The organism is Microbacterium sp. C7(2022), assembly GCF_028823665.1.
In the GTDB taxonomy this organism is placed as follows: Bacteria; Actinomycetota; Actinomycetes; order Actinomycetales; family Microbacteriaceae; genus Microbacterium.
Genome location: NZ_JAPEHV010000003.1, coordinates 251404 through 270999 on the forward strand (window position 1 = coordinate 251404; position 19596 = coordinate 270999).

At 66.6% G+C, this 19596-nt stretch carries 19 protein-coding genes and 1 tRNA gene; 6 read left to right on the top strand and 14 right to left on the bottom strand.

Annotated elements, in window-relative coordinates:
• Nucleotides 1-51: 51 nt before the first annotated feature.
• A complete protein-coding gene (locus tag ON062_RS05400) occupies nt 52-1389 on the bottom strand; it encodes an ABC transporter substrate-binding protein (protein WP_274646106.1) in 1338 nt (445 codons plus the stop codon).
• A gap of 207 nt (nt 1390-1596) precedes the next feature.
• On the opposite strand from ON062_RS05400, the gene ON062_RS05405 reads away from it, so the two are divergent.
• Nucleotides 1597-2673 (top strand): LacI family DNA-binding transcriptional regulator, encoded by a 1077-nt coding sequence (locus ON062_RS05405; protein WP_274646280.1) that lies wholly within the window; start codon nt 1597-1599, stop codon nt 2671-2673.
• A 120-nt stretch (nt 2674-2793) separates the two neighbouring features.
• On the opposite strand, the gene rplL is transcribed toward ON062_RS05405, so the two are convergent.
• Together rplL and rplJ are read right to left on the bottom strand one after the other, a co-directional pair.
• Nucleotides 2794-3192, bottom strand: a complete 399-nt coding sequence (rplL, locus tag ON062_RS05410; protein ID WP_274646107.1) for a 50S ribosomal protein L7/L12 — start codon at nt 3190-3192, stop codon at nt 2794-2796.
• A gap of 44 nt (nt 3193-3236) precedes the next feature.
• A complete protein-coding gene (gene rplJ, locus ON062_RS05415; protein ID WP_274646108.1) occupies nt 3237-3752 on the bottom strand; it encodes a 50S ribosomal protein L10 in 516 nt (171 codons plus the stop codon).
• A gap of 414 nt (nt 3753-4166) precedes the next feature.
• On the opposite strand from rplJ, the gene ON062_RS05420 reads away from it, so the two are divergent.
• From ON062_RS05420 to ON062_RS05435, 4 genes are all read left to right on the top strand, one after another.
• Nucleotides 4167-4829: a YqaJ viral recombinase family protein gene (locus ON062_RS05420; RefSeq protein ID WP_274646109.1), complete on the top strand. Its 663-nt coding sequence runs from the start codon at nt 4167-4169 to the stop codon at nt 4827-4829.
• A 126-nt stretch (nt 4830-4955) separates the two neighbouring features.
• A complete protein-coding gene (locus tag ON062_RS05425) occupies nt 4956-6710 on the top strand; it encodes an MDR family MFS transporter (RefSeq protein WP_274646110.1) in 1755 nt (584 codons plus the stop codon).
• Between the two features lie 11 nt (nt 6711-6721).
• Entirely contained in the window at nt 6722-7180 is a 459-nt protein-coding gene (locus ON062_RS05430; RefSeq protein WP_274646111.1) for a MarR family transcriptional regulator, read from the top strand.
• Between the two features lie 130 nt (nt 7181-7310).
• Nucleotides 7311-8342, top strand: a complete 1032-nt coding sequence (locus ON062_RS05435; protein WP_274646112.1) for an NADP-dependent oxidoreductase — start codon at nt 7311-7313, stop codon at nt 8340-8342.
• Nucleotides 8343-8362: 20 nt separating this feature from the next.
• Here ON062_RS05435 and ON062_RS05440 read toward each other — a convergent pair whose 3' ends face one another.
• Nucleotides 8363-9256: a LysR family transcriptional regulator ArgP gene (locus ON062_RS05440; RefSeq protein ID WP_274646113.1), complete on the bottom strand. Its 894-nt coding sequence runs from the start codon at nt 9254-9256 to the stop codon at nt 8363-8365.
• Nucleotides 9257-9324: 68 nt separating this feature from the next.
• Between ON062_RS05440 and ON062_RS05445 the strand changes: the two genes are divergently transcribed.
• On the top strand, nt 9325-9981 hold the full coding sequence (locus ON062_RS05445) for a LysE/ArgO family amino acid transporter (protein WP_274646114.1): 657 nt from the start codon (nt 9325-9327) through the stop codon (nt 9979-9981).
• A gap of 67 nt (nt 9982-10048) precedes the next feature.
• Here ON062_RS05445 and rplA read toward each other — a convergent pair whose 3' ends face one another.
• The 10 genes from rplA to gabT all read right to left on the bottom strand — a co-directional run bounded on the left by rplA (nt 10049) and on the right by gabT (nt 19573).
• Nucleotides 10049-10738, bottom strand: coding sequence for a 50S ribosomal protein L1 (gene rplA / locus ON062_RS05450; protein ID WP_274646115.1), 690 nt, complete (start codon nt 10736-10738; stop codon nt 10049-10051).
• 14 nt (nt 10739-10752) lie between these two features.
• Complete coding sequence (gene rplK / locus ON062_RS05455) at nt 10753-11184, bottom strand: 50S ribosomal protein L11 (RefSeq protein WP_274646116.1); 432 nt, start codon at nt 11182-11184, stop codon at nt 10753-10755.
• 100 nt (nt 11185-11284) lie between these two features.
• Nucleotides 11285-12292 (bottom strand): transcription termination/antitermination protein NusG, encoded by a 1008-nt coding sequence (gene nusG, locus ON062_RS05460; protein WP_274646117.1) that lies wholly within the window; start codon nt 12290-12292, stop codon nt 11285-11287.
• Nucleotides 12293-12373: 81 nt separating this feature from the next.
• Entirely contained in the window at nt 12374-12637 is a 264-nt protein-coding gene (gene secE, locus ON062_RS05465) for a preprotein translocase subunit SecE (RefSeq protein ID WP_274646281.1), read from the bottom strand.
• Nucleotides 12638-12735: 98 nt separating this feature from the next.
• Nucleotides 12736-12808, bottom strand: a tRNA-Trp gene (locus ON062_RS05470).
• 165 nt (nt 12809-12973) lie between these two features.
• The gene (locus ON062_RS05475; protein ID WP_274646118.1) at nt 12974-14335 is read right to left on the bottom strand and encodes an NAD-dependent succinate-semialdehyde dehydrogenase; all 1362 of its coding nucleotides are present in this window, start codon (nt 14333-14335) and stop codon (nt 12974-12976) included.
• A 40-nt stretch (nt 14336-14375) separates the two neighbouring features.
• A complete protein-coding gene (locus tag ON062_RS05480; RefSeq protein WP_274646119.1) occupies nt 14376-15935 on the bottom strand; it encodes an APC family permease in 1560 nt (519 codons plus the stop codon).
• A complete protein-coding gene (locus tag ON062_RS05485) occupies nt 15932-16816 on the bottom strand; it encodes a universal stress protein (RefSeq protein WP_274646120.1) in 885 nt (294 codons plus the stop codon). The genes ON062_RS05480 and ON062_RS05485 overlap by 4 nt, the downstream gene beginning before the upstream one ends.
• On the bottom strand, nt 16813-18174 hold the full coding sequence (locus ON062_RS05490; protein WP_274646121.1) for an NAD(P)/FAD-dependent oxidoreductase: 1362 nt from the start codon (nt 18172-18174) through the stop codon (nt 16813-16815). The genes ON062_RS05485 and ON062_RS05490 overlap by 4 nt, the downstream gene beginning before the upstream one ends.
• Before the next feature lie 40 nt (nt 18175-18214).
• A complete protein-coding gene (gabT, locus tag ON062_RS05495; RefSeq protein WP_274646122.1) occupies nt 18215-19573 on the bottom strand; it encodes a 4-aminobutyrate--2-oxoglutarate transaminase in 1359 nt (452 codons plus the stop codon).
• Nucleotides 19574-19596 lie beyond the last annotated feature (23 nt).

Genomic DNA, 19596 nt, shown 5'->3' on the forward strand with positions numbered 1-19596 from the left:
GACAGAGCCGACGTCGCCTCCCTGCCGCTTACGCGGAGTGTCGGGGATGGATTACTGCGGCCACGAGGCGTCGATCGCCTCGAATGCCTGCTCCATCGTCTTCTGACCCGCGAACCAGCTGGTCAGCTCGGTCCACTCGGTGCCGGCACCGACTTCGCCGGGCATCTGGTCGGAGGCGTCGAAGCCGAAGAGCGTCGACGCTGCGAGCAGCTCCTGCGCCTTCTTCTGGAACTCGGTCGTGTACGCCGAGGTGTCGAAGTCGTTGTGCGGCGACAGGAAGATCGCCTGGCTGGCGTATCCGTTCGTGCCGAACTCCGGACCCGTGATGTACTCGACGACCGCCTTCGTGGCCTCGTTGTTGGTGAACGCGCCCACGAGGTCGCCGCCGCCGAGCATCGCCGTCTCCGTACCCTCGGGCGAGGGCAGCTGGAAGAAGTCGATGTTCGAGAGGTCGCCGTCGGCGATCTGCGCCTTGATGTCCTCGGGGAAGAAGTCCGCGATGAACGAACCCTGACGCATCATGAAGCACTGACCGTTGTCGATGCCCTCGACGAACAGCTGGTTGCCTGCGGTCTGGAACGCCGTCGTGGCCGCACCGGGTCCGCCGCCGTTGACCTTGCCCTCTTCGAGCAGCTCGGTCGCGACCTTGTCGCCCGCCTGCGTCACGAGGTCACTCGTGAACAGCACGTCGCCCGCGATCCAGGCGTTGTACTCGTCGAGGCCGCCGTAGCGCAGGACGTACTCCTCCAGCCAGTCCGTGGCCGGCCATCCGGTCGCCGCGCCCGACTCGAGGCCGACACACCAGGGGTAGCCGAGGCCGTCGTCCATGATCTGCTGCTGCAGTGCGGTGAGCTCGTCGTCGGTCGTCGGCACGGTCAGCCCGGCAGCGTCGAACGCCGCGGGGTTGTACCAGACGAGCGACTTGACGTTGATCGAGTACGGCAGACCGAACGTCTGCCCGTCGACCTGCGCGATCTCGCCGAGGCCGTTGGCCTCGTCGGCGATGATCGCTCCGACGTCGATGCCGAGCTCTTCCAGCGGGTACAGCGTGTTGGTCTGGCTCTTCAGCACGCCGGGCTGCGGGTAGATCGCGATGTCGGGCGGGTTGCCCGCCGTCGCGCGCGCGACAACCGCGGTCTGGAAGTCGGTGTTGCCGTCGTAGGTGACGGTGATGCCGCTCTCTTCGCTCCAGGCATCCAGGTCAGCCTGGAACGCCTCGGCCTGCGCGTCGGTGAAGGCTCCCATGATCGTGACCGTGGCGCCTTCGGTGCCACCGCCTTCGCCGCCCCCATCGTTTCCCCCTCCGCCGGTGCAACCGGCGAGGGCGAGTGCGACGAGGCCGAAGCCTGCGAGCGGAACGACGATCCGTCGTCGTTGCATCGTGCCCATCTGAACACTCCTCTTCGAGTTGGTGTGGTGTTGCATGTGACGGCGCCGTAGGGAACCGTTCCCACACAAGCTACGGCACGACGGCGGGCGGGCACAAGAACCCCGTATCACGAATCGATAACCTGCGGGAATTCAACGACATTTGACGCTACGTCGATCTGAAACCGTTCCCATATGCTCGGGCTTGCGGTTATGCTGGCGAGACCGATGCGGCAGCGCGCGACAGGAAGGACCGGCTCAGTGGCGAGCGGAATCGAGGACGTCGCCCGGAGAGCAGGCGTGTCCAAGTCGACCGCGAGCAGGGCTCTCAGCGGCGGGGGCTACGTCTCGGAGGAGACACGGTCGCGCGTGCGACGGGCCGCCTACGAGATCGGCTACGCGCCGTCCACGAGCGCGGTCAGCCTCGCCACAGGGCGCACCCAGAACGTCGGCGTGGTGATGCCCTACCTGAACCGGTGGTTCTTCGCCGAGGTGCTGGAGGGGATCCAGACGGCGCTCCTCGAACGGGGGCTCGATCTCACTCTCTACGACGCCGAGCCGGGTACCGATGGCCGGCGCCGCATCTTCGACGACTTCCTCGCGCGCAAGCGCTTCGACGGTCTCATCGCTGTGGGGCTCGAGCCCGACGATCACGAGGTCGAGCGGCTCGTGGCCATGGGCCGCCCGGTGGTGAGCGTCGTCGGAGCGGGCAGCGAGACGAGCTCGGTCGCGATCGACGACGAACACGCGGCCCGCCGGGCCACCGAGCACCTGCTCGAACTCGGACACCGGCGCATCGCCTTCGTCGGCGGAGAGCCCGACCATCACTGGGCGCAGGTCGACCGTTCGCGTCTGCGAGGGTTCCACACGGCCATGGAAGACGCCGGATGCGCCGACGAGGCGATCCACATCCGATCAGAGGTCACGATCCCCGGAGGCTACGCTGCGGCGGTCGACGCCCTCGGCGATTCGCGAGACCGCCCGACCGCGATCCTCGGCACGTGCGACGAGGTCGCGATCGGCGCGATCATCGCCGCCCGCCGGCTGGGCGTCCAGGTTCCGAGCCAGCTCAGCGTGGTCGGGATCGACGACCACGAGTTCGCCGAGATGTTCTCGCTCACGACCCTGCGCCAGGTGCCGCGCGAGCAGGGGGCGGCGGCGGTCGAGCTGCTCCTCGACCACATCGCCGACCCGGATCGGCCGCCCGAGCAGACGAGCCTGAAGGCGCGGATGGTGATGAGATCCTCGACCGCCCCGCCCCCGACGCACATGACCGCGGCGGCCGCGGACATGCGGCGGGAATGACGAAGGTCCCGGATGCGTGGCATCCGGGGGGGGGGGGGGGGGGGGGGGGGGGGGGGGGGGGGGAGGGGGGCCCCCCCCCCACCTTCGTAAGGTGCTGGCGTGGGGCTCAAGCCCCCGCGGTCACTTCAGGGTGACCGAGGCGCCGGCCTCTTCGAGCTTGGCCTTGGCCTTCTCGGCGTCGTCCTTGTTCGCGCCCTCGAGCACGGGCTTGGGGGCGCCGTCGACGACCGCCTTCGCCTCGCCGAGGCCGAGCGAGGTGAGCTCGCGGACGACCTTGATGACCTGGATCTTCTTGTCGCCGGCAGCCTCGAGGATGACGTCGAACGAGTCCTTCTCCTCCTCGGCGGCGGCCTCGCCACCCGCGCCACCGGCGGCGGGGGCACCCGCGGCGGCAACGGCGACCGGGGCGGCGGCGGTGACCTCGAAGGTCTCCTCGAACTTCTTCACGAACTCGCTGAGCTCGATGAGCGAGAGCTCCTTGAAGGCGTCGAGCAGCTCGTCAGTGGTGAGCTTTGCCATGATGATTCTCCTTGTTGGTGGGTTTCAACGACCGGGGCCCGATGTCAGGCCGCGGACTCCTGCTTCTCACGCAGCGCGTCGACCGTGCGGACGGCCTTCGACAGCGGCGCGTTGAAGAGATATGCCGCCTGGAACAGCGAGGCCTTGAAGGCGCCTGCGAGCTTGGCCAGCAGGACGTCACGGCTCTCGAGGTCGGCGAGCTTGTTGACCTCGTCCGCGGTCAGGGGGGCTCCGTCGAAGAAGCCGCCCTTGATCACGAGATGAGGGTGTGCCTTGGCGAAGGCACGAAGACCCTTCGCGACGGAGACGGGGTCACCGTGCACGAAGGCGACGGCCGACGGACCCTTCAGGTCGTCGTCCAGCGCCGTGATCCCCGCGTTGTTCGCGGCGATCTTGGTCAGCGTGTTCTTCACCACGGCGTATTCCGCGTCCTGACGGATGCTGTTGCGGAGCTCCTTGAGCTCGGCCACCGTCAGACCGCGGTACTCGGTGAGCAGAACGGCGGTCGAGTCCTCGAAGTTCTTCGTGAGCTCGGCGACCGATGCTTCCTTCTGCGCCATGGCCACTCCTTGTGTGTACGAGACGCTCCGCGGTGGCGGGGCGTCGGCCTGGACCTCGGTGCCTGCGCATGAAAAAAGCTCCGGCGCAAGCGCACGGAGCGGGAGTCCTGGATTCAGGAGATCGATCTGTGACACCTGCGCGGGCCCCTGCATTCGCAGTGCTTCGATCTCCGTGCGCAAGCGCACATCGATGACCGGCGGTCTTCGGCTCCGTCCATGGTACGTGACGGGGGTCCAGCGGCAAAATCGCGGGCATTCCGACGGAGACGAGCAGAAATGCGGATGCCTCGCGCCCGCGGCATCCGTCATCGTGCGCATCTCCGTCATCGTGCACACTCCCCTCATCGTGCGCGGCGCGCGCAGCGGCGGGTGTCGCGGCGGGTCGGTGTCGCGACGGCGGGATACCGTGAAGGGGTGACCCCCGAACTCGCCGCACGCGTCGTCGCCGACGCCCGCGACCGGGTCGCCTGGGTGCGTGCGCGATCGCGCGGGATCACCGCGACCGACGTCGCGACCCTCACGAGCGAGCGGGCGATCGTGCGCGCCGCCGACGCCAAGCTGGGCGGCTCGGGGTTCTCGGGCAACGCCTTCACGGCGCACGGTCGCGCGCGCGAGCCGCAGATCGCGGCGTGGGTCGCTGCGACGCACGGCATCCAGCCGTCGAGCGCGCTCTTCCACGCCGAGGTCGAGAAGCGCCATCTCGCGACGCCCGACGGCATCGCCGTCGACCCGGCGGGCCGGGTGACCCTCGCCGAGATCAAGACGACGAACAAGGCGTGGCGCAGCATCCCCCGCTCGTATCTTCGCCAGGTGTGGTGGCAGCAGCACGTGCTGGGCGCCGAACGCACTTTGGTCGCGTGGGAGCAGCACGACGACTTCGTGCCCGTGCACGACGAGCCCCGCTGCGTGTGGATCGACCGCGACGACGCGCAGATCGCCCAGCTCGTGCGCCTGGCCACGGCGCTCATCGACGAGCTCTACGAGCGCACGACCGGCCGCCGCGCACCCCGCACTGCCGAGCGGATGCCTCCCGCCCCGCCGCGTCAGCCGTTCCGCGCGCTCGCCCTCGCCGACTGACCGGCCCGCTCGAGGCGGTTGGTTGACTCAGATCAATCATCGTCGTATAGTTGACTTCGCTCAACCATTGACTTGAGTCAACCATCGATCGCGCCAACGACGTCGCCCGTCTCCGCGAAGGACCCCATGACCGACTCCTCCTCGAGCGCGCCCACGAGCGCGCCGACCGCCGCCCCCACGATGTCGCACCGCGCGGTGCTCCAGGCGCTCACGGGCCTCCTGCTCGGCATGTTCGTGTCGATGCTGGCGTCGACCGTCGTCTCGACCTCGCTGCCCGTGATCATCCACGATCTCGAGGGCGACCAGTCCGCGTTCACGTGGGTCGTCACCGCAACCCTGCTGACCACCGCGATCTCGACGCCCATCTGGGGCAAGCTCGCCGACCTGTTCAACCGCAAGCTGCTCATCCAGCTCGCGATCGCGATCTTCGTCCTCGCGACGGCGGCAGCCGGGTTCTCGCAGAACCCCGAGACCCTCATCGCCTTCCGCGCCGTGCAGGGCATCGGCGCCGGCGGGCTCGCCGCGCTCAGCCAGGTGATCATGGCCGACATCATCAGCCCGCGCGAGCGCGGCCGCTACATGGGCCTGTTCGGCGCCGTGATGGCCGTCGCGACGATCGGCGGACCGCTGCTCGGCGGCGTCATCACCGACACGCTCGGCTGGCGGTGGAACTTCTTCGTCGCCCTTCCCGTCGCCGTCGCCGCACTCATCATCCAGCAGCGCACTCTGCATCTGCCGGCTCGCCCGAAGCAAAAGGTGCGGATCGACTACCTCGGTATCGTGCTGCTCTCGGCATCCGTCTCTCTTCTTCTCATCTGGATCACTAACGCCGGTAGCAGCTACGACTGGTGGAGCACAGAAACCGTCTTGATGGTCGGCGGCGCACTCCTCGGGGTGATCCTGTTCGTGATCACCGAGCTGCGCACCTCGGAACCGCTGATCCCGTTGACGATGTTCCGCGACCGCACGTTCACGCTGTCGGTGCTGGCGTCAATCGCCACTGGGATCGCGATGTTCGGCTCGTCGGTCTTCCTCAGCCAGTACATGCAAATGGCACGCGGCGCGACGCCGACCGAGGCGGGTCTCATGACGATCCCGATGATGGCCGGCCTACTCATCGCATCGACGGTTGTCGGCGGCTTGATCACGAAGCACGGCGTCTGGAAGCCGTATCTCATCGGCGGCAGCATTCTGCTGATCGCGGGTTCGTCGCTGCTGTCGACGATCCACTACGACACCAACTTCGTACTGGTCTCGCTCTACATGTTCCTGCTGGGCGCGGGCGTCGGCTCGACCATGCAGAATCTCGTCCTCGTCGTGCAGAACACCGCGAAGCCGACCGAGATGGGCGTGGCCAGCTCGGGCGTGGCGTTCTTCCGCAGCCTCGGCGGCACGATCGGCGTCTCGGTCATGGGTGCCGCCCTCGCGACCTCGGCGACGAATCTGATGTCGGATGCCAAGGCCGACATCGGCGCGGCGATCGCCGCACTCGGCGAGAAGGGCGCCGCGATCGCCGAGCAGTTCGCCTCGGGTGCAATTCCCCAGGTGTCAGAGCTTCCCGACGGCATCCGCGTCATCATCGAGGACATCTACGCGCAAGCGATCGCCCATTCGTTCCTGATCGGCGTGCCGTTCGCAGTGATGAGCCTGGTCGCGATCATCTTCTTGCCGAACAAGCCGCTGACGCGCATGACCACCAGCGAGCGCATCGCCGCGAGCGAGGCTGATCTCGCCACGGTCACGACGGCGGGGGGCATGGATGCCCTCGCGGCAACGGGCCCGGCCACTGCAACGGGTACCGAGGTCGCCGATGAGATGGGTTCGGATGCCGCACCCTCGGCATCCGATTCGGCTCACGCATCGCGTCGAAGCCGCCGCTAGGGTCGATCCTGATGACCGACGACGACACCCGGCAGGCGCGGACCGATGCGGTGCGCGCCCTCGAGGGCGAGTTCAGTGCCCTGATCACACATTTCCGACGCCTGATCAGCGAGAATGCCACGCGGGTGAGCCCGGGAATGCTGCCCGGCGTCTACAAGGTGTTCACCACGATCGTGCGACGCGAGAATGTGACCTTGTCGGGTCTTGCCGACGAGTTGATCGCCGACAAGGGACAGGTCAGCCGCGCCGTTCGAGAACTCGAATCTTTGGGCCTGATCGCCCGCACCCCCGATCCCGACGACGGACGCTCGAGCATCCTTTCCCCCACTCCGCTGGGGCTCGAGCGATTGGCCGCCGCGCGCGCTCCACAAGAAGGCGCCCTCCTGAACGCACTCGACGACTGGTCGGTGGACGACATCCGCAATCTCTCGCGCATGCTGCGCGCGCTCGGGACCGGAGCAACCCCGTAACGGCAACTTCACGAGCACCTTCCTCGCAATGTCTCGATTGCGTAACACGCCTGAGACATTGACCCGCTTGACTGAAGCCATCGACGTCACGGGTGCCGTCGTGGATGAGGGTACCCGCGAAAGGAGCACCATGAGAGCGCGGACTCTGCGGAGCGCGACCGGCACGCAGCACGATCTGGCACCCGTCGGGGATCCGCCCGAGGACATGCGAGCCGTCCTGCTCGACGCCACTGGAGGCCCCGAGGCCCTTCGCCTGGGCACCGTACCGGTGCCGACGCCGGTGATCAGTGAACTTCTCGTTCGCGTGCACGCCGCGGGAGTCAACCCCATCGATGCGAAAACCCGCGCGGGCGCTGGCGTGTCCGGGGCCATCGCCGATTTCCCGTCGACCCTCGGCTTCGATTTCAGCGGCACTGTCGTGAAGGCTCCCTACGAGGCGCACCCCTTTCCACCCGGCACCCCGGTGTTCGGCATGGTTCCGTTCCCGCGCTCGGGCGGGTCGTATGCCGAGTACGCTGTCGTCCCCACAATGTCGGTCGCGCGCAAGCCACAGACGCTGTCGCACGTTGAAGCGGCCGGTGTTCCTCTCGCCGCTCTCACCGCATGGGGGTTGGTCGTCGAGACCGCTCACGCACACGAGGGCCAACGAATCCTGATCCACGCGGGTAGTGGCGGCGTGGGTCACTTCGCGGTGCAGTTCGCTGCCTACTTCGGCGCCCACGTGACGGTGACCGGGTCGGGGCGCAACGCCGCGTGGCTGCGCGAACTCGGGGCATCCGTCGTCATCGACTACACGACAACGCGCTTCGAAGAGGTCGTGAGCGACGTTGACGTGGTGATCGACCTGGTCGGCAACGTCCAGGATCGCACCGGCTCGCGTTCCCTCGGTGTCGTGCGCCCCGGGGGTCTGTATGTTCTCGTCCCGACCGGTTCGTGGCCGGAATATGCGCAAGAGGCGGATGCCGCGGGAGTGCGCTCTACCAGCTTCAAAGTCACTCCCGACGGCGGCGCGTTGGCCACGATTGCGCGGCTGCTCGACTCTGGAGCCGTACAGGTCTATGTCGATCGCGTGTTCGACCTCGGCGAGGCGGCAGACGCGCACCGCGCCATCGAAGAGGGGCATACGCGAGGCAAGATCGTCCTGCGGGTCTCCGAGGGCTGACGCGGCGCGCGCCCGCCCGCTCAGCGCCGGAGCACGCGCCTTCCGGTATCAACGATCTCGCTCGCGATTGCGTCAAGCAACGGCGAACTCAGGTTCCACTGCTGCCAGTGCAGCGGCACGTCCAACGGCCTGCCACCGAGCCGTATCAGCGCTCCCGATGCCAGCCCGGACGCGGACTGAAAGCTCGGTAGCATCGCCCACCCCATCCCGGCGAGCACCGCGGCGGCAAAGTCCTGGGATGCGGGCACATAGTGCCGCGGGGGCGAGACAGTGACGCTCCCGTACGCGCGTAGCCAGTCGTTTTGAAGTTCGTCGCGCCGATCGAAGTCCACGACAGGCGCACGACCGAGGGCATGCGCGTCAACACCGTCGCCAAACCACCGCGCCGCGAACCCCGGAGTCGCGACCGCCTCGTAGCGCATCGCACCCAACGGGCTTACTCGGCATCCGCCGACGGCCCGCGTCTGCGATGTCACCGCTCCGATCACCGTTCCCGATTCCAGGAGCTCTGCGGTGAAGCCCTGATCGTCTCGGTGCAGGTCGAAGACGACAGGATGCTGTTCACTCAGCCGCGCGAGCGGTTCGACAAACCATGTGGCCAACGAGTCTGCGTTGACCGCCAACGGCACGCGGGCGCGCACCGCATCCCCGTCATCCATCCCCAGTTCGGTCAACGTGTCGTGAGCGAGCGTGGCCGCCTGACGCGCGAATCGCAACACCGCGGCGCCCGCTTCGGTCGGCCGGATGGGCTTGGATCGCACCAGGAGGACCCGCCCGAGCCGGCCCTCCAGCGCCTTGATGCGTTGGCTGACGGCCGACGGCGTGATATGCAACCGGCGCGCGGCCGCCTCGAAGGTGCCCTCGTCCACGGCGGCGGCGAGTGTCTCGGCCAAGTCGAGCGGGATTTCGTTCATAAGGTGACCTTATGTTGCATCAGAATCCTTAGCTGGATTGTAGAGAAATGCGAGCGTAGCGTCTTCTTGTGCTCACCACTCTGCTTGCCGGTTTCGGACTCGGCCTCTCCCTGATCGTCGCCATCGGCGCGCAGAACCTTTTCGTCCTCCGGCAGGGGCTGCGCAAGCAATACGTCTTCCTGGTCGCCACGGTGTGCGCAGCATCCGACGCCGTCCTGATCGCGCTGGGCGTGTCAGGCATCGGGCTCGTCCTGGACGCAGTGCCGTGGCTGGTTGACACAGTGCGCTGGGCCGGCGCGCTCTTCCTGTTCGGGTACGGCTTCCTCGCGGCTCGACGTGTGTGGAGTCCGTCAGGTGAAAGTCTCCAGCCCGCCCAGGCGGACGACGCCGGCACCACGCATGCGGCGCGTTCCGGCGGCGTCCGGACGGCGGCACGCACGCGCCTGATGCCGGTACTCGCGACGTGCCTCGCGCTCACCTGGCTGAACCCGCATGTCTACCTCGACACCGTGTTTTTGCTCGGCACCGTGGCGAACACGCACGATGCGAAGTGGGTGTTCGCAGCCGGCGCGATGCTCGGCAGCGTGGTGTGGTTCTTCGGACTTGCGATCGGGGCACGCTACCTCAGCCGATGGTTGTCGACCCCCCGCGCCTGGCGCATCCTCGACGGCGTGATCGCCGTCGTCATGATCGCGCTGGGTATCAGCCTCATCTGGCCCCATTGACGCTTCCGCCCCCCAGCAACAGACGAAGGGCCCCACCTTGCGGTGAGGCCCTTCGGATGAGTCAGACTCAGATAGCGCTGACGTCCAGCGGGATGCCGGGGCCGAACGTGGTCGACACCGCACCCTTCTGGATGTAACGGCCCTTCGAGCTCGACGGCTTCAGACGCACGATCTCTTCGAGCGCTGCGGCGAGGTTCTCGTCGAGCTGCTCAGCCGAGAACGAGGCCTTGCCGACGACGAAGTGCACGTTGGCGTGCTTGTCGACGCGGAACTCGATCTTTCCGCCCTTGATCTCCTCGACGGCCTTGGCCGGGTTGGGGGTCACGGTGCCGGTCTTCGGGTTCGGCATGAGGCCGCGGGGTCCGAGGACCTTACCGAGGCGACCGACCTGGCCCATGAGCTCGGGGGTCGAGACGGCTGCGTCGAACGCGGTGTAACCGCCGGCAACCTTCTCGATGAGCTCGGCGCCACCGACCTCGTCAGCGCCTGCGGCGATGGCGGCCTCAGCGGCCGGGCCCGTCGCGAAGACGATGACACGGGCGGTCTTACCGGTGCCGTGCGGGAGGATGACGGTGCCGCGCACCATCTGGTCGGCCTTACGAGGGTCGACGGCGAGCTTCAGCGCGACCTCGACGGTCGAGTCGAACTTCGCCGAACCGGTCTCCTTCGCCAGAGCGACGGCCTCGGTGGGCGTGTAGAACTTGTCTGCCTCGATCTTGGCAGCAGCGGCCTTGAATGCCTTGGACTTGGTAGCCATGTTTATTCTTCCCCTCAGTCCTCAACCGTGATGCCCATGGAACGGGCGGTGCCGGCGATGATCTTCGAGGCGGCCTCGATGTCGTTCGCGTTCAGGTCGGGCTGCTTAGCCTCGGCGATCTGACGCACCTGCTCCTTGGTGAGCTTGCCCACCTTGACCGTGTGCGGCGTCGACGAACCCTTCTGGAGGCCAGCGGCCTTCTTGATGAGTTCCGCTGCCGGCGGGGTCTTGAGGATGAACGTGAAGCTGCGGTCCTCGTAGACGGTGATCTCTACGGGGATGACGTTGCCACGCTGCGACTCGGTCGCGGCGTTGTACGCCTTGCAGAACTCCATGATGTTGACGCCATGCTGACCGAGCGCGGGCCCGATCGGCGGCGCCGGGTTGGCTGCACCGGCGTTGATCTGAAGCTTGATCAGGCCGGTCACCTTCTTCTTCGGTGCCATTTCTTTTCCTTTCAACGAGCGGATGCCACGGCATCCGTTCTCCCGCGATTCCGGCCGTTCCGGATCGCGGTGTCTGTGGGCTCGATATCGAGCGGGTGAGTTAGAGCTTGGTGACCTGGTCGAAGCTCAGCTCGACCGGGGTTTCGCGCTCGAAGAGCGAGACGAGGACAGTGAGCTTTCCACTCTCGGGCTTGATCTCGCTGATCGAGCCGGGCAGACCCGCGAACGAGCCTTCCTTGATGGTGATCGTCTCGCCGACCTCGAAGTCGACCTCGGCGGGGATGCTGCGCGCAACCGGCTGACCGCCCTTAGCCGCGGTGGACTTCGCCGGAGCCGCTTCCTTGACCTCGACGAGGCTCTGCAGCATGTTGAACGCTTCTTCGAACCGCAGCGGGGTGGGGTTGTGGGCATTGCCCACGAAGCCCGTGACGCCGGGGGTGTGGCGCACAACCGACCAGGTGTCTTCGTTGAGCTCCATGCGGACGAGCACGTAGCCGGGGATCCGGACGCGCGTGACCATCTTGCGCTGACCGTTCTTGATCTCGACGACGTCCTCCATCGGGACCTCGATCTGGTAGATGTCTTCCTCAACCTCGAGCGTCGACTTGCGCTGCTCGATGTTGGCCTTCACCTTGCGCTCGAAACCGGCGTAGGAGTGGATGACGTACCACTTGCCCGGAAGGCTGCGTAGTTCGGCGCGGAACGCCTCGTACGGGTCTTCGTCGGATTCCTCTTCGTCGTCACCGTTGACATCGGGACCGTCGTACGGGGTGACCACGTCGGCGGCGGCGTCGGCCTTCTCGGCTGCCTCCTCGGCAGCCGACTCGGTGAGAACTTCAGCCGCAGCCTCGACCTCAGCGGTCTCATCGATGTTGAGAGCGTCGTTCACGATCGCGTCTGCCTCCGGGTCTGCCACTTCTACGTCATCCATTTCAGAATCGTCTTCGTCGTCGCCGTCCTCGTCCACGACGTGAATCGCGGCGTGCTCGGCGGACGTGCTCGAGAGCTCTTCGCTCGCGAGGACGTTGCCCTCCTGGGCTTCGTCGTCCTCGGAGGACTGCTCAGCGGCCGTCGCCCAGTCGGCGTCGTCGACATATCTTTCAGACACTTGCGATTCTCTTCCGTATTCGTCGCGGGGATTCTTCCCTCCGCGTCGCCCCCGGTTGCCTCAGGGACGGATTCCGATGGATCAGGTGGGACCGACGCCGAAGACGTACTGCGCAAGCAGAACGAACAACACGTCGAGGCCGTAGACGATCGCCATCATGACCACGACGAAGCCGAGAACGACCAGGGTGTACTTGATGAGCTCTTGGCGCGTCGGCGTGACGACCTTGCGGAGTTCTGCGAACACCTGACGAATGAACAGGGCGATACGAGCGAAGACATTCATCTTCTTCTCTCGCGTGCCGCCTGCAGCGACGACCTCGCCGTTCGGCTCGTCCTGAACCATCGATGTCACCTGATTACCTTCCGCGCCCGGCGGGGCCGGAGCGCTGTGTTGTCACCCACTGTGCTGTGACACGTACTGTCAACATTCGCGCTGACGCGCAGGGCGGACAGGAATCGAACCTGCAACCTGCGGTTTTGGAGACCGCTGCTCTGCCAATTGAGCTACCGCCCTAGAGGCCTCAAGGGCCTCAGGTTCTGCAGTCTTCTGCCGCGTCCATCAAGGGGAAGGAATCCTGCCCAGTGCCGGGCACGGCGAAAGAATGCAGATTTCTACTGCACGCTCCAGTGTACGGCATGCCTCCGCACCCCGCGAACCGAGGGCGGAGGCATGCACGCATCACACGGCTGTGCGAATGAGCTTTTTGTTCACGAACTCGTCGGCGGCGAGCAGACCCATCTCACGCGACGTGCCCGAACGCTTGACGCCACCGAACGGCAGCGCGGGCTCGTCGGCCAGCACGCAGTTGATGTAGACCATGCCGGCGTCGATCTGGTCGGCAATGCGCGCGGCCTGCTCGGCGTCAGTGGTGAACACGTACGATCCGAGACCGAAGGCGGTGTCGTTCGCAAGCTCTACGGCCTCCTGTTCGTTCGAGACCTTGTAGATGACACCCACCGGTCCGAAGAACTCCTCCTTGTAGGCGTCCATGGCCGGGGTGACATCGGTGAGCACGGTGCCTGGGTAGAACGCGCCGTCGCGCACTCCCCCGGCCACGAGCGTGGCGCCCTGGGCGACCGCACGGTCGACCTGGTCGGCCAGACGTTCGGCGGCGGCCAGCGACGACAGCGGGCCGAGAACGGTGTCTTCGGCGAACGGGTCGCCCACCTTCGCACTGGTCATCGCGGCGGTGAACTTCTCAACGAACGCGTCGTACAGGTCGTCGATGATGATGAAGCGCTTCGCAGCGTTGCAGGACTGGCCGGTGTTGTCCAGTCGTGCATCGATGGCCGCCTGCACGGCAGCGTCGAGGTCATCCGTCGACAACAGGATGAAGGGGTCAGAGCCGCCCAATTCGAGCGCGACCTTCTTCAAGTGGCGCCCGGCAAGCTCTGCGACGGCGGATCCCGCGCGTTCGGAACCGGTCACCGAAACGCCCTGCACGCGGCGGTCCGCGATTACCGTTGCGGCCTGCTCGTTGGTCGCGTAGATGTTCACGTAGACGCCCTCGAGCCCGGCATCGTTGTAGATCTTCTCGATGGCGGCGGCCGACTCGGGGCACTGCGGAGCGTGCTTGAGCAGGATGCTGTTGCCCACCACCACGTTGGGCGCGGCGAAACGTGCCACCTGGTAGTAGGGGAAGTTCCACGGCATGATCCCCAGCAGCACGCCGATCGGCGAGCGGCGGATCACCGCGTCACCCTCACCGTCGATCTCCAACGGCGAGTCGCCCGTGATCTTATCGGCGTGGTCGGCGTAGTACTCCGTGATGTCGGCAGCGAAGTCGACCTCACCGAGCGCGGCGTCGAGGGGCTTGCCCATCTCGCGCACGATGATCGCGGCGAGCTCGTCGCGGCGCTCGCGGTGCAGTTCGGCCACGCGGCGGATTGCTGCCGCCCGGTCTGCCACCGAGACGGTACGCCAGTTTCGGTAGGCGGCGTCGGCCGTGGCGATGGCCTGCTCCAAGCCTTCGTCGGTGATGGTCTCGACGGTTGACAGGGTCTCCCCCGTCGCGGGGTTGACGACGGCGTAGTCGGTCATGTGTGCTCTCCGTTCCAGAAGGGGTGGGTCAAGTCTGCCGTTATCGCTTCGCCCGGCGCAGGCTCGGCGGTGATTCCAGAGAAAGTGTCTCGCCCCGGAAGAATGCCGGACGCTTGAGCGACTGCCAGATCATGATGATCACGCCGACGAGCAGCACCGTGACGCCGAGGATGAACACCAGTCCGACGTCGGCGATGTTCGAGCCGCTGCCGTAGTCGGGGTTCATGCTGTCGACGAGGGTGATCACGAACAGCACCGCGAGGATCACCCCACCGACCAAGGGGAACAGCAACGTGAACACGAACGACCGGCCCGAGTCGAACCACTGCTTGCGGAAGTACCAGACGCACGCGAACGCGGTGAGCCCGTAGTAGAAGCAGATCATCATTCCGAGTGCAGTGATGGTATCCCACAGCACGTTTTCGCTCACGAAACGCATGACCGCATAGAAGACGGATGCCACCACCGACGACACGATGGTCGCGTAGCCCGGCGTGAAGAAGCGCGGACTCACCTCGGCGAACTTCTTTGGCAGCGCGCCGTAGTGACCCATGGCCAGCAGCGTGCGCGCCGGGCCGACGAAGGTGGACTGCAGGGACGACGCCGAGCTGGTGAGCACCGCGAGGGAAACCAGGAACGCGAACGGACCGAGGATCGGACCCGACAGGTAGAAGAACACGTTGGCTTGGATGTCGGGGTTGCCGAGGCCGAACTCCCCCTCGCCGGTGCCCGCGAATGACAGCAGCGCGATCGAGATCAGCAGATACAGACCCGCCACGATCAACACGGTGATGGTCGCCGCGCGCCCGGGGGTCTTCTCGGGGTTCTTCGTCTCTTCGTTCATCGTGAGAACGACGTCCCACCCCCAGAAGATGAAGATCGACAGCGACAGTCCCGCGACCACCGCCGCGACCGAGCCGACCGCGAACGGGTTGAACCAGGTCCACTCGAAGGGGCTCGCATCGAACGCGGAGCCATCCGAGACATGAACGAGCGCGGCGATCGAGAACACCACGAGCACGAGCACCTGGAAGCTCACGAGCACGTACTGCAGCTTCTCGGTGGTCTGCAGATCGCGGTACGACACCCACGTGGCACCGAACATGAAAGCCAGACACACGGCGACGTTGATGAACGGGTTGAACGCGAGTTCGGCGATCGTGCCCGGGTTGCCCGCCAACTGGTCGATCAACAGGAACAAGAACTCCACCGCGATACCAGCGAGATTCGACAGGACGAGCACGGTCGCCGCCACGAGTCCCCATCCGGCCATCCAGCCCACCCACGGGCCGAACGCGCGCGTCGCCCACGTGAAGGAGGTGCCCGAGTCGGGAATGCGGCGATTGAGCTCGCGATAGCCGAAGGCAACGAGCAACATCGGAATGAATCCGACGAGGATGATCGCCGGCACCTGGAATCCGACTTCGGACACCGTGGGCCCGAGGGATGCCGTGAGGGTGTACGCCGGCGCGATGGTCGAGATACCGATCACGACCGCGCCGATGAGACCGATCGTGCCGGCGCTCAGACCCTTCTTCGACACCGTTGCAGTGTCGGTGGGAACTGTCACGGGCGCCGCAGCGCCGTCGGGAGCCGTCATTGCCGCCCGCTTTCTGTGGCGCGCGTGCGCGGCACCACCACCATGGGAACAGGGAGCTCGTGCAGCATCTTCGCTGCTGTCGAGCCGAGGAAGAGCCGCCGCGGCTGCGCGAGCCTGCTCGACCCGACAATGGCGAGTTCGCCGGGCTCCCAGCCCAGCTGTGCCACCGCGTCTTCGATGCTGTCACCGCGCGCGACGACAACGTCTGCGTCGATACCCTCGGGCAGCGCGGCAAGGGTACGAGTCAGCACATCATCGGCGTGGGCCGCCCCAGCGATGCGGATGACGCCGGTGTCGACGGATGCCGGGAGGTCCACCGAGACCAGCGAAACCAGGCGCAACTCAGCACCGGTGGCTACGGCGAGCGCGATTGATTCCTCGAGCAGCGCATCGGCACCGGGCCGCGTGCCCACAGCCGCCGTCACGCGCGTGACACCGGTCGCGGGGTCGATGCGCCGCGCCCCTTCCGGCGCGAGGACGACGGGAACCTCTGAGGAATGCAACAGCTCATCAGCGACCGTGCCCAGCCGGTGACGCCCGCGTAGACCGCCGTTGGCGGCACCCACCACGATGTGCGACGCGCGGAACTCGGTCGCGGCGTTGATGAGGCCCTCGGCAAACGACTCGGCGTATCGCACGTGCGTGCGGTGGGCAACGGCATCCGGAATCTCCGACGACGCCGACGCAAGCCATGCGTTGGCCTGATCGACGAGGTAGCGGTCGTACGAGGCGTCGGGCGGGGTGATCACTCCGCGTTCGCCCGGGAGCACCACGATCAGGTCGACCAATGCACCCGACGCAGCGGCAAGGCGCGCGCCGAGGGCGACGGCGTCTTCACCGGCGGTCGTGGCCGTGTAGCCGACGACGATGCGGCCGGTCATGCGCGGGCCGCGTCGAGAATGTTCGCCGCCACAAAGCGACCCATGCGGATCGCGCCGTCCACGTGCTGGTACCCGGCGCCGGCCATGTCGCTGCACGCGAAGTGGATCGGCCCGACGGGGGTGCGCAGGTCAGCGCCGTAGCGGGCAAGCCCACCCAGGTCGAAGCTTGCGGCGTACGCGCCGCGTGTCCACTCTTCGGCGCCCCAATCGCTCTCGAAGTACACGAGCGGGTTCTTCGCTTCGGGCCCGTAGTAATGCGACAGCGACTCGAGGATGCGCTCCTTGCGCTCCTCAGCCGACACGCGGAACAGGTCATCCGCGTTACGGTCGGACACGAATCCCACCAGGGTGCCGCGTTCGTCGCCGTGGTTGGTGTTGTCGTATGCCTCGTGCGAGATCTCGTACGGGCTGAACGCCGTACCGCTGAGCCCCTGCTCGCGCCAGAACGGCCGGTCGTACACGGCATGCACCTTGATGACGAACCCCATCGAGATGTGCTGGTGCATCTGCTGCTTCAGGCGCGGGAGCGCTGGCTGGAAGTCGATCCACGGGTACAGCACGGGCGCGTGGGCGAGGATCACGAATCGCGCGCGCACGGTCATGCCACCGTCGGTACGCACGGTCACGCCGTCGTCACCCCACTCGACCTCGATCACCGGCTGGTCGAGGTAGACGTCCTCCCCCAAGCGCTCGGCGAGCAGCAGCGGAACCTGCTGCAGACCGCCGACGACACGTTCGTCGAGGATGAAGTCGGCGTCAACCAGGTTCGAGAAGCTTCCCGCGCTGGCGGCCATGAGGAGCGCCTGCAGCATCGAGAAGGCGTAGGCCGGCTTGGTGAGCATGGCGCCGGCGATGAACAGCGCGATGTTGTCGCGCGCCTCGACGTCGTCGGTCTGCTCTTCGAGCCAACCTTCGAACGAGATCCGGTCGAGCTCCTCTGCCTGCGGGTGCTCCCAGGGCTTATCGGGGTCGACCTGAGCGACCAACTCGTCGAGCACCTCGATGAGGCGCACGATCTCTTTCTCGGTCTCGGGTGCGACCGGGAAGATCTCCCCGGTGAACCTCTGCAGGGCGCCATCGCGGCCGATGTAGACCGATTCGCCTTCACGGTAGCGGCTGTAGGTCTCAAGGCCCAGCTCTGCCAGCGTCTCTTTGAGCGCGTCTTGATCGGGAGAGACCCACTGCCCACCGATCTCGAGCATGGCGCCGTCGACGGTGTCGGTCCACAGACGACCACCCACCCGGTCGCGCGCTTCGAGCACCGCGACGGAGAGCCCAGCCTTCTTCAGTTCGTTCGCCGCGGTCGTGCCGGCGGCGCCTGCGCCGACGATGACGACGTCTCGGATGATCTCGGTCATGTCACTCCTCTGTGAGAACCGCCCGTCAGAGCGGAAGGGATTACGCAGCGTCCAGCGCCGCGGCGACGACGTCCAGGCCTTCGTGGAGCAGCGCGTCGGGAATGCTGAGCGGCGGCAGGAACCGGATCACGTTGCCGTAGGTGCCGCAGGTGAGCACCACCACGCCCTGGGCGATGCACGCCTTCGCGACCGCGGCGGTGAGCGCGGCATCCGGCTCATTGGTTTCGGGATCCACGAACTCGGCCGCGATCATCGCGCCGTGACCACGCACCTCGCCGATGCGCGCGTCGCGCGCCTGGATGTCGGTCAGGCGCGAGGTGAGGATCGCTCCGATCTCGCGTGCACGCTCGATGAGCCCGTCGTTCTCGAACACGTCGATCGACGCGAGGGCGGCCGCACATGCCACCGGGTTGCCCCCGTAGGTTCCGCCCAGCCCGCCGGCGTGGGACGCGTCCATGATCTCGGAGCGACCGGTCACCGCGGCCAGCGGCAGGCCGCCTGCGATGCCCTTCGCCGTCGTGATGAGGTCGGGCACGATGCCGAAGACGTCGCTCGCGAACATCTCACCCGTGCGCGCGAAGCCGGTCTGGATCTCATCGGCGATGAAGACCACGTCGTTGGCGCGAGCCCACTCGACCAACGCGGGAAGGAACCCGTCGGCGGGAACGATGAAGCCACCCTCGCCCTGGATCGGCTCGATGATGATCGCCGCGAGGTTGTCGGCACCGACCTGCTTCTCGATGACCGAGATCGCCTTCTTGGCGGCATCCGCACCGCTGAGACCGTCGCGGAACGGGTACGACAGCGGGGCACGATAGATCTCGCTCGCGAAGGGTCCGAAGCCGCTCTTGTAGGGCATGGCCTTCGCGGTGAGCGCCATGGTCAGGTTCGTCCGCCCGTGGTACCCGTGATCAAAGGCGACGACGGCCTGCTTCTTGGTGAACTTGCGCGCGATCTTGATCGCGTTCTCCACCGCCTCCGCGCCCGAATTGAACAGGGCGCTCTTCTTCTCGTGGTCACCGGGGGTGACGCGGTTGAGCGCCTCGGCGACGGCGACGTACGACTCGTACGGCGAGACCATGAAGCACGTGTGGGTGAACTGCGCGACCTGCTCCTGCACCGCGGCGACGACCTTGGGGTGCGAGTTTCCGACGCTGGTGACGGCGATGCCTGACCCCAGGTCGATGAGCGAGTTGCCATCGGCGTCGACGATCACGCCTCCACCCGCGGCGATGGTGTGCACGGGGGCGGTGTGGCCGACTCCGGCCGCCACAGCCGCGGACTTGCGCGCGAGGAGCTCGGCCGACTTGGGGCCGGGAATGGCGGTAGCGAGCTTGCGCTCCTGGGGAAGCGTGGGGCCGCCGACGGGGGCAACGGTGAGGGTTTCAGCTGCGCTCATAGTGCCCGAGCGTAGGTGCGACC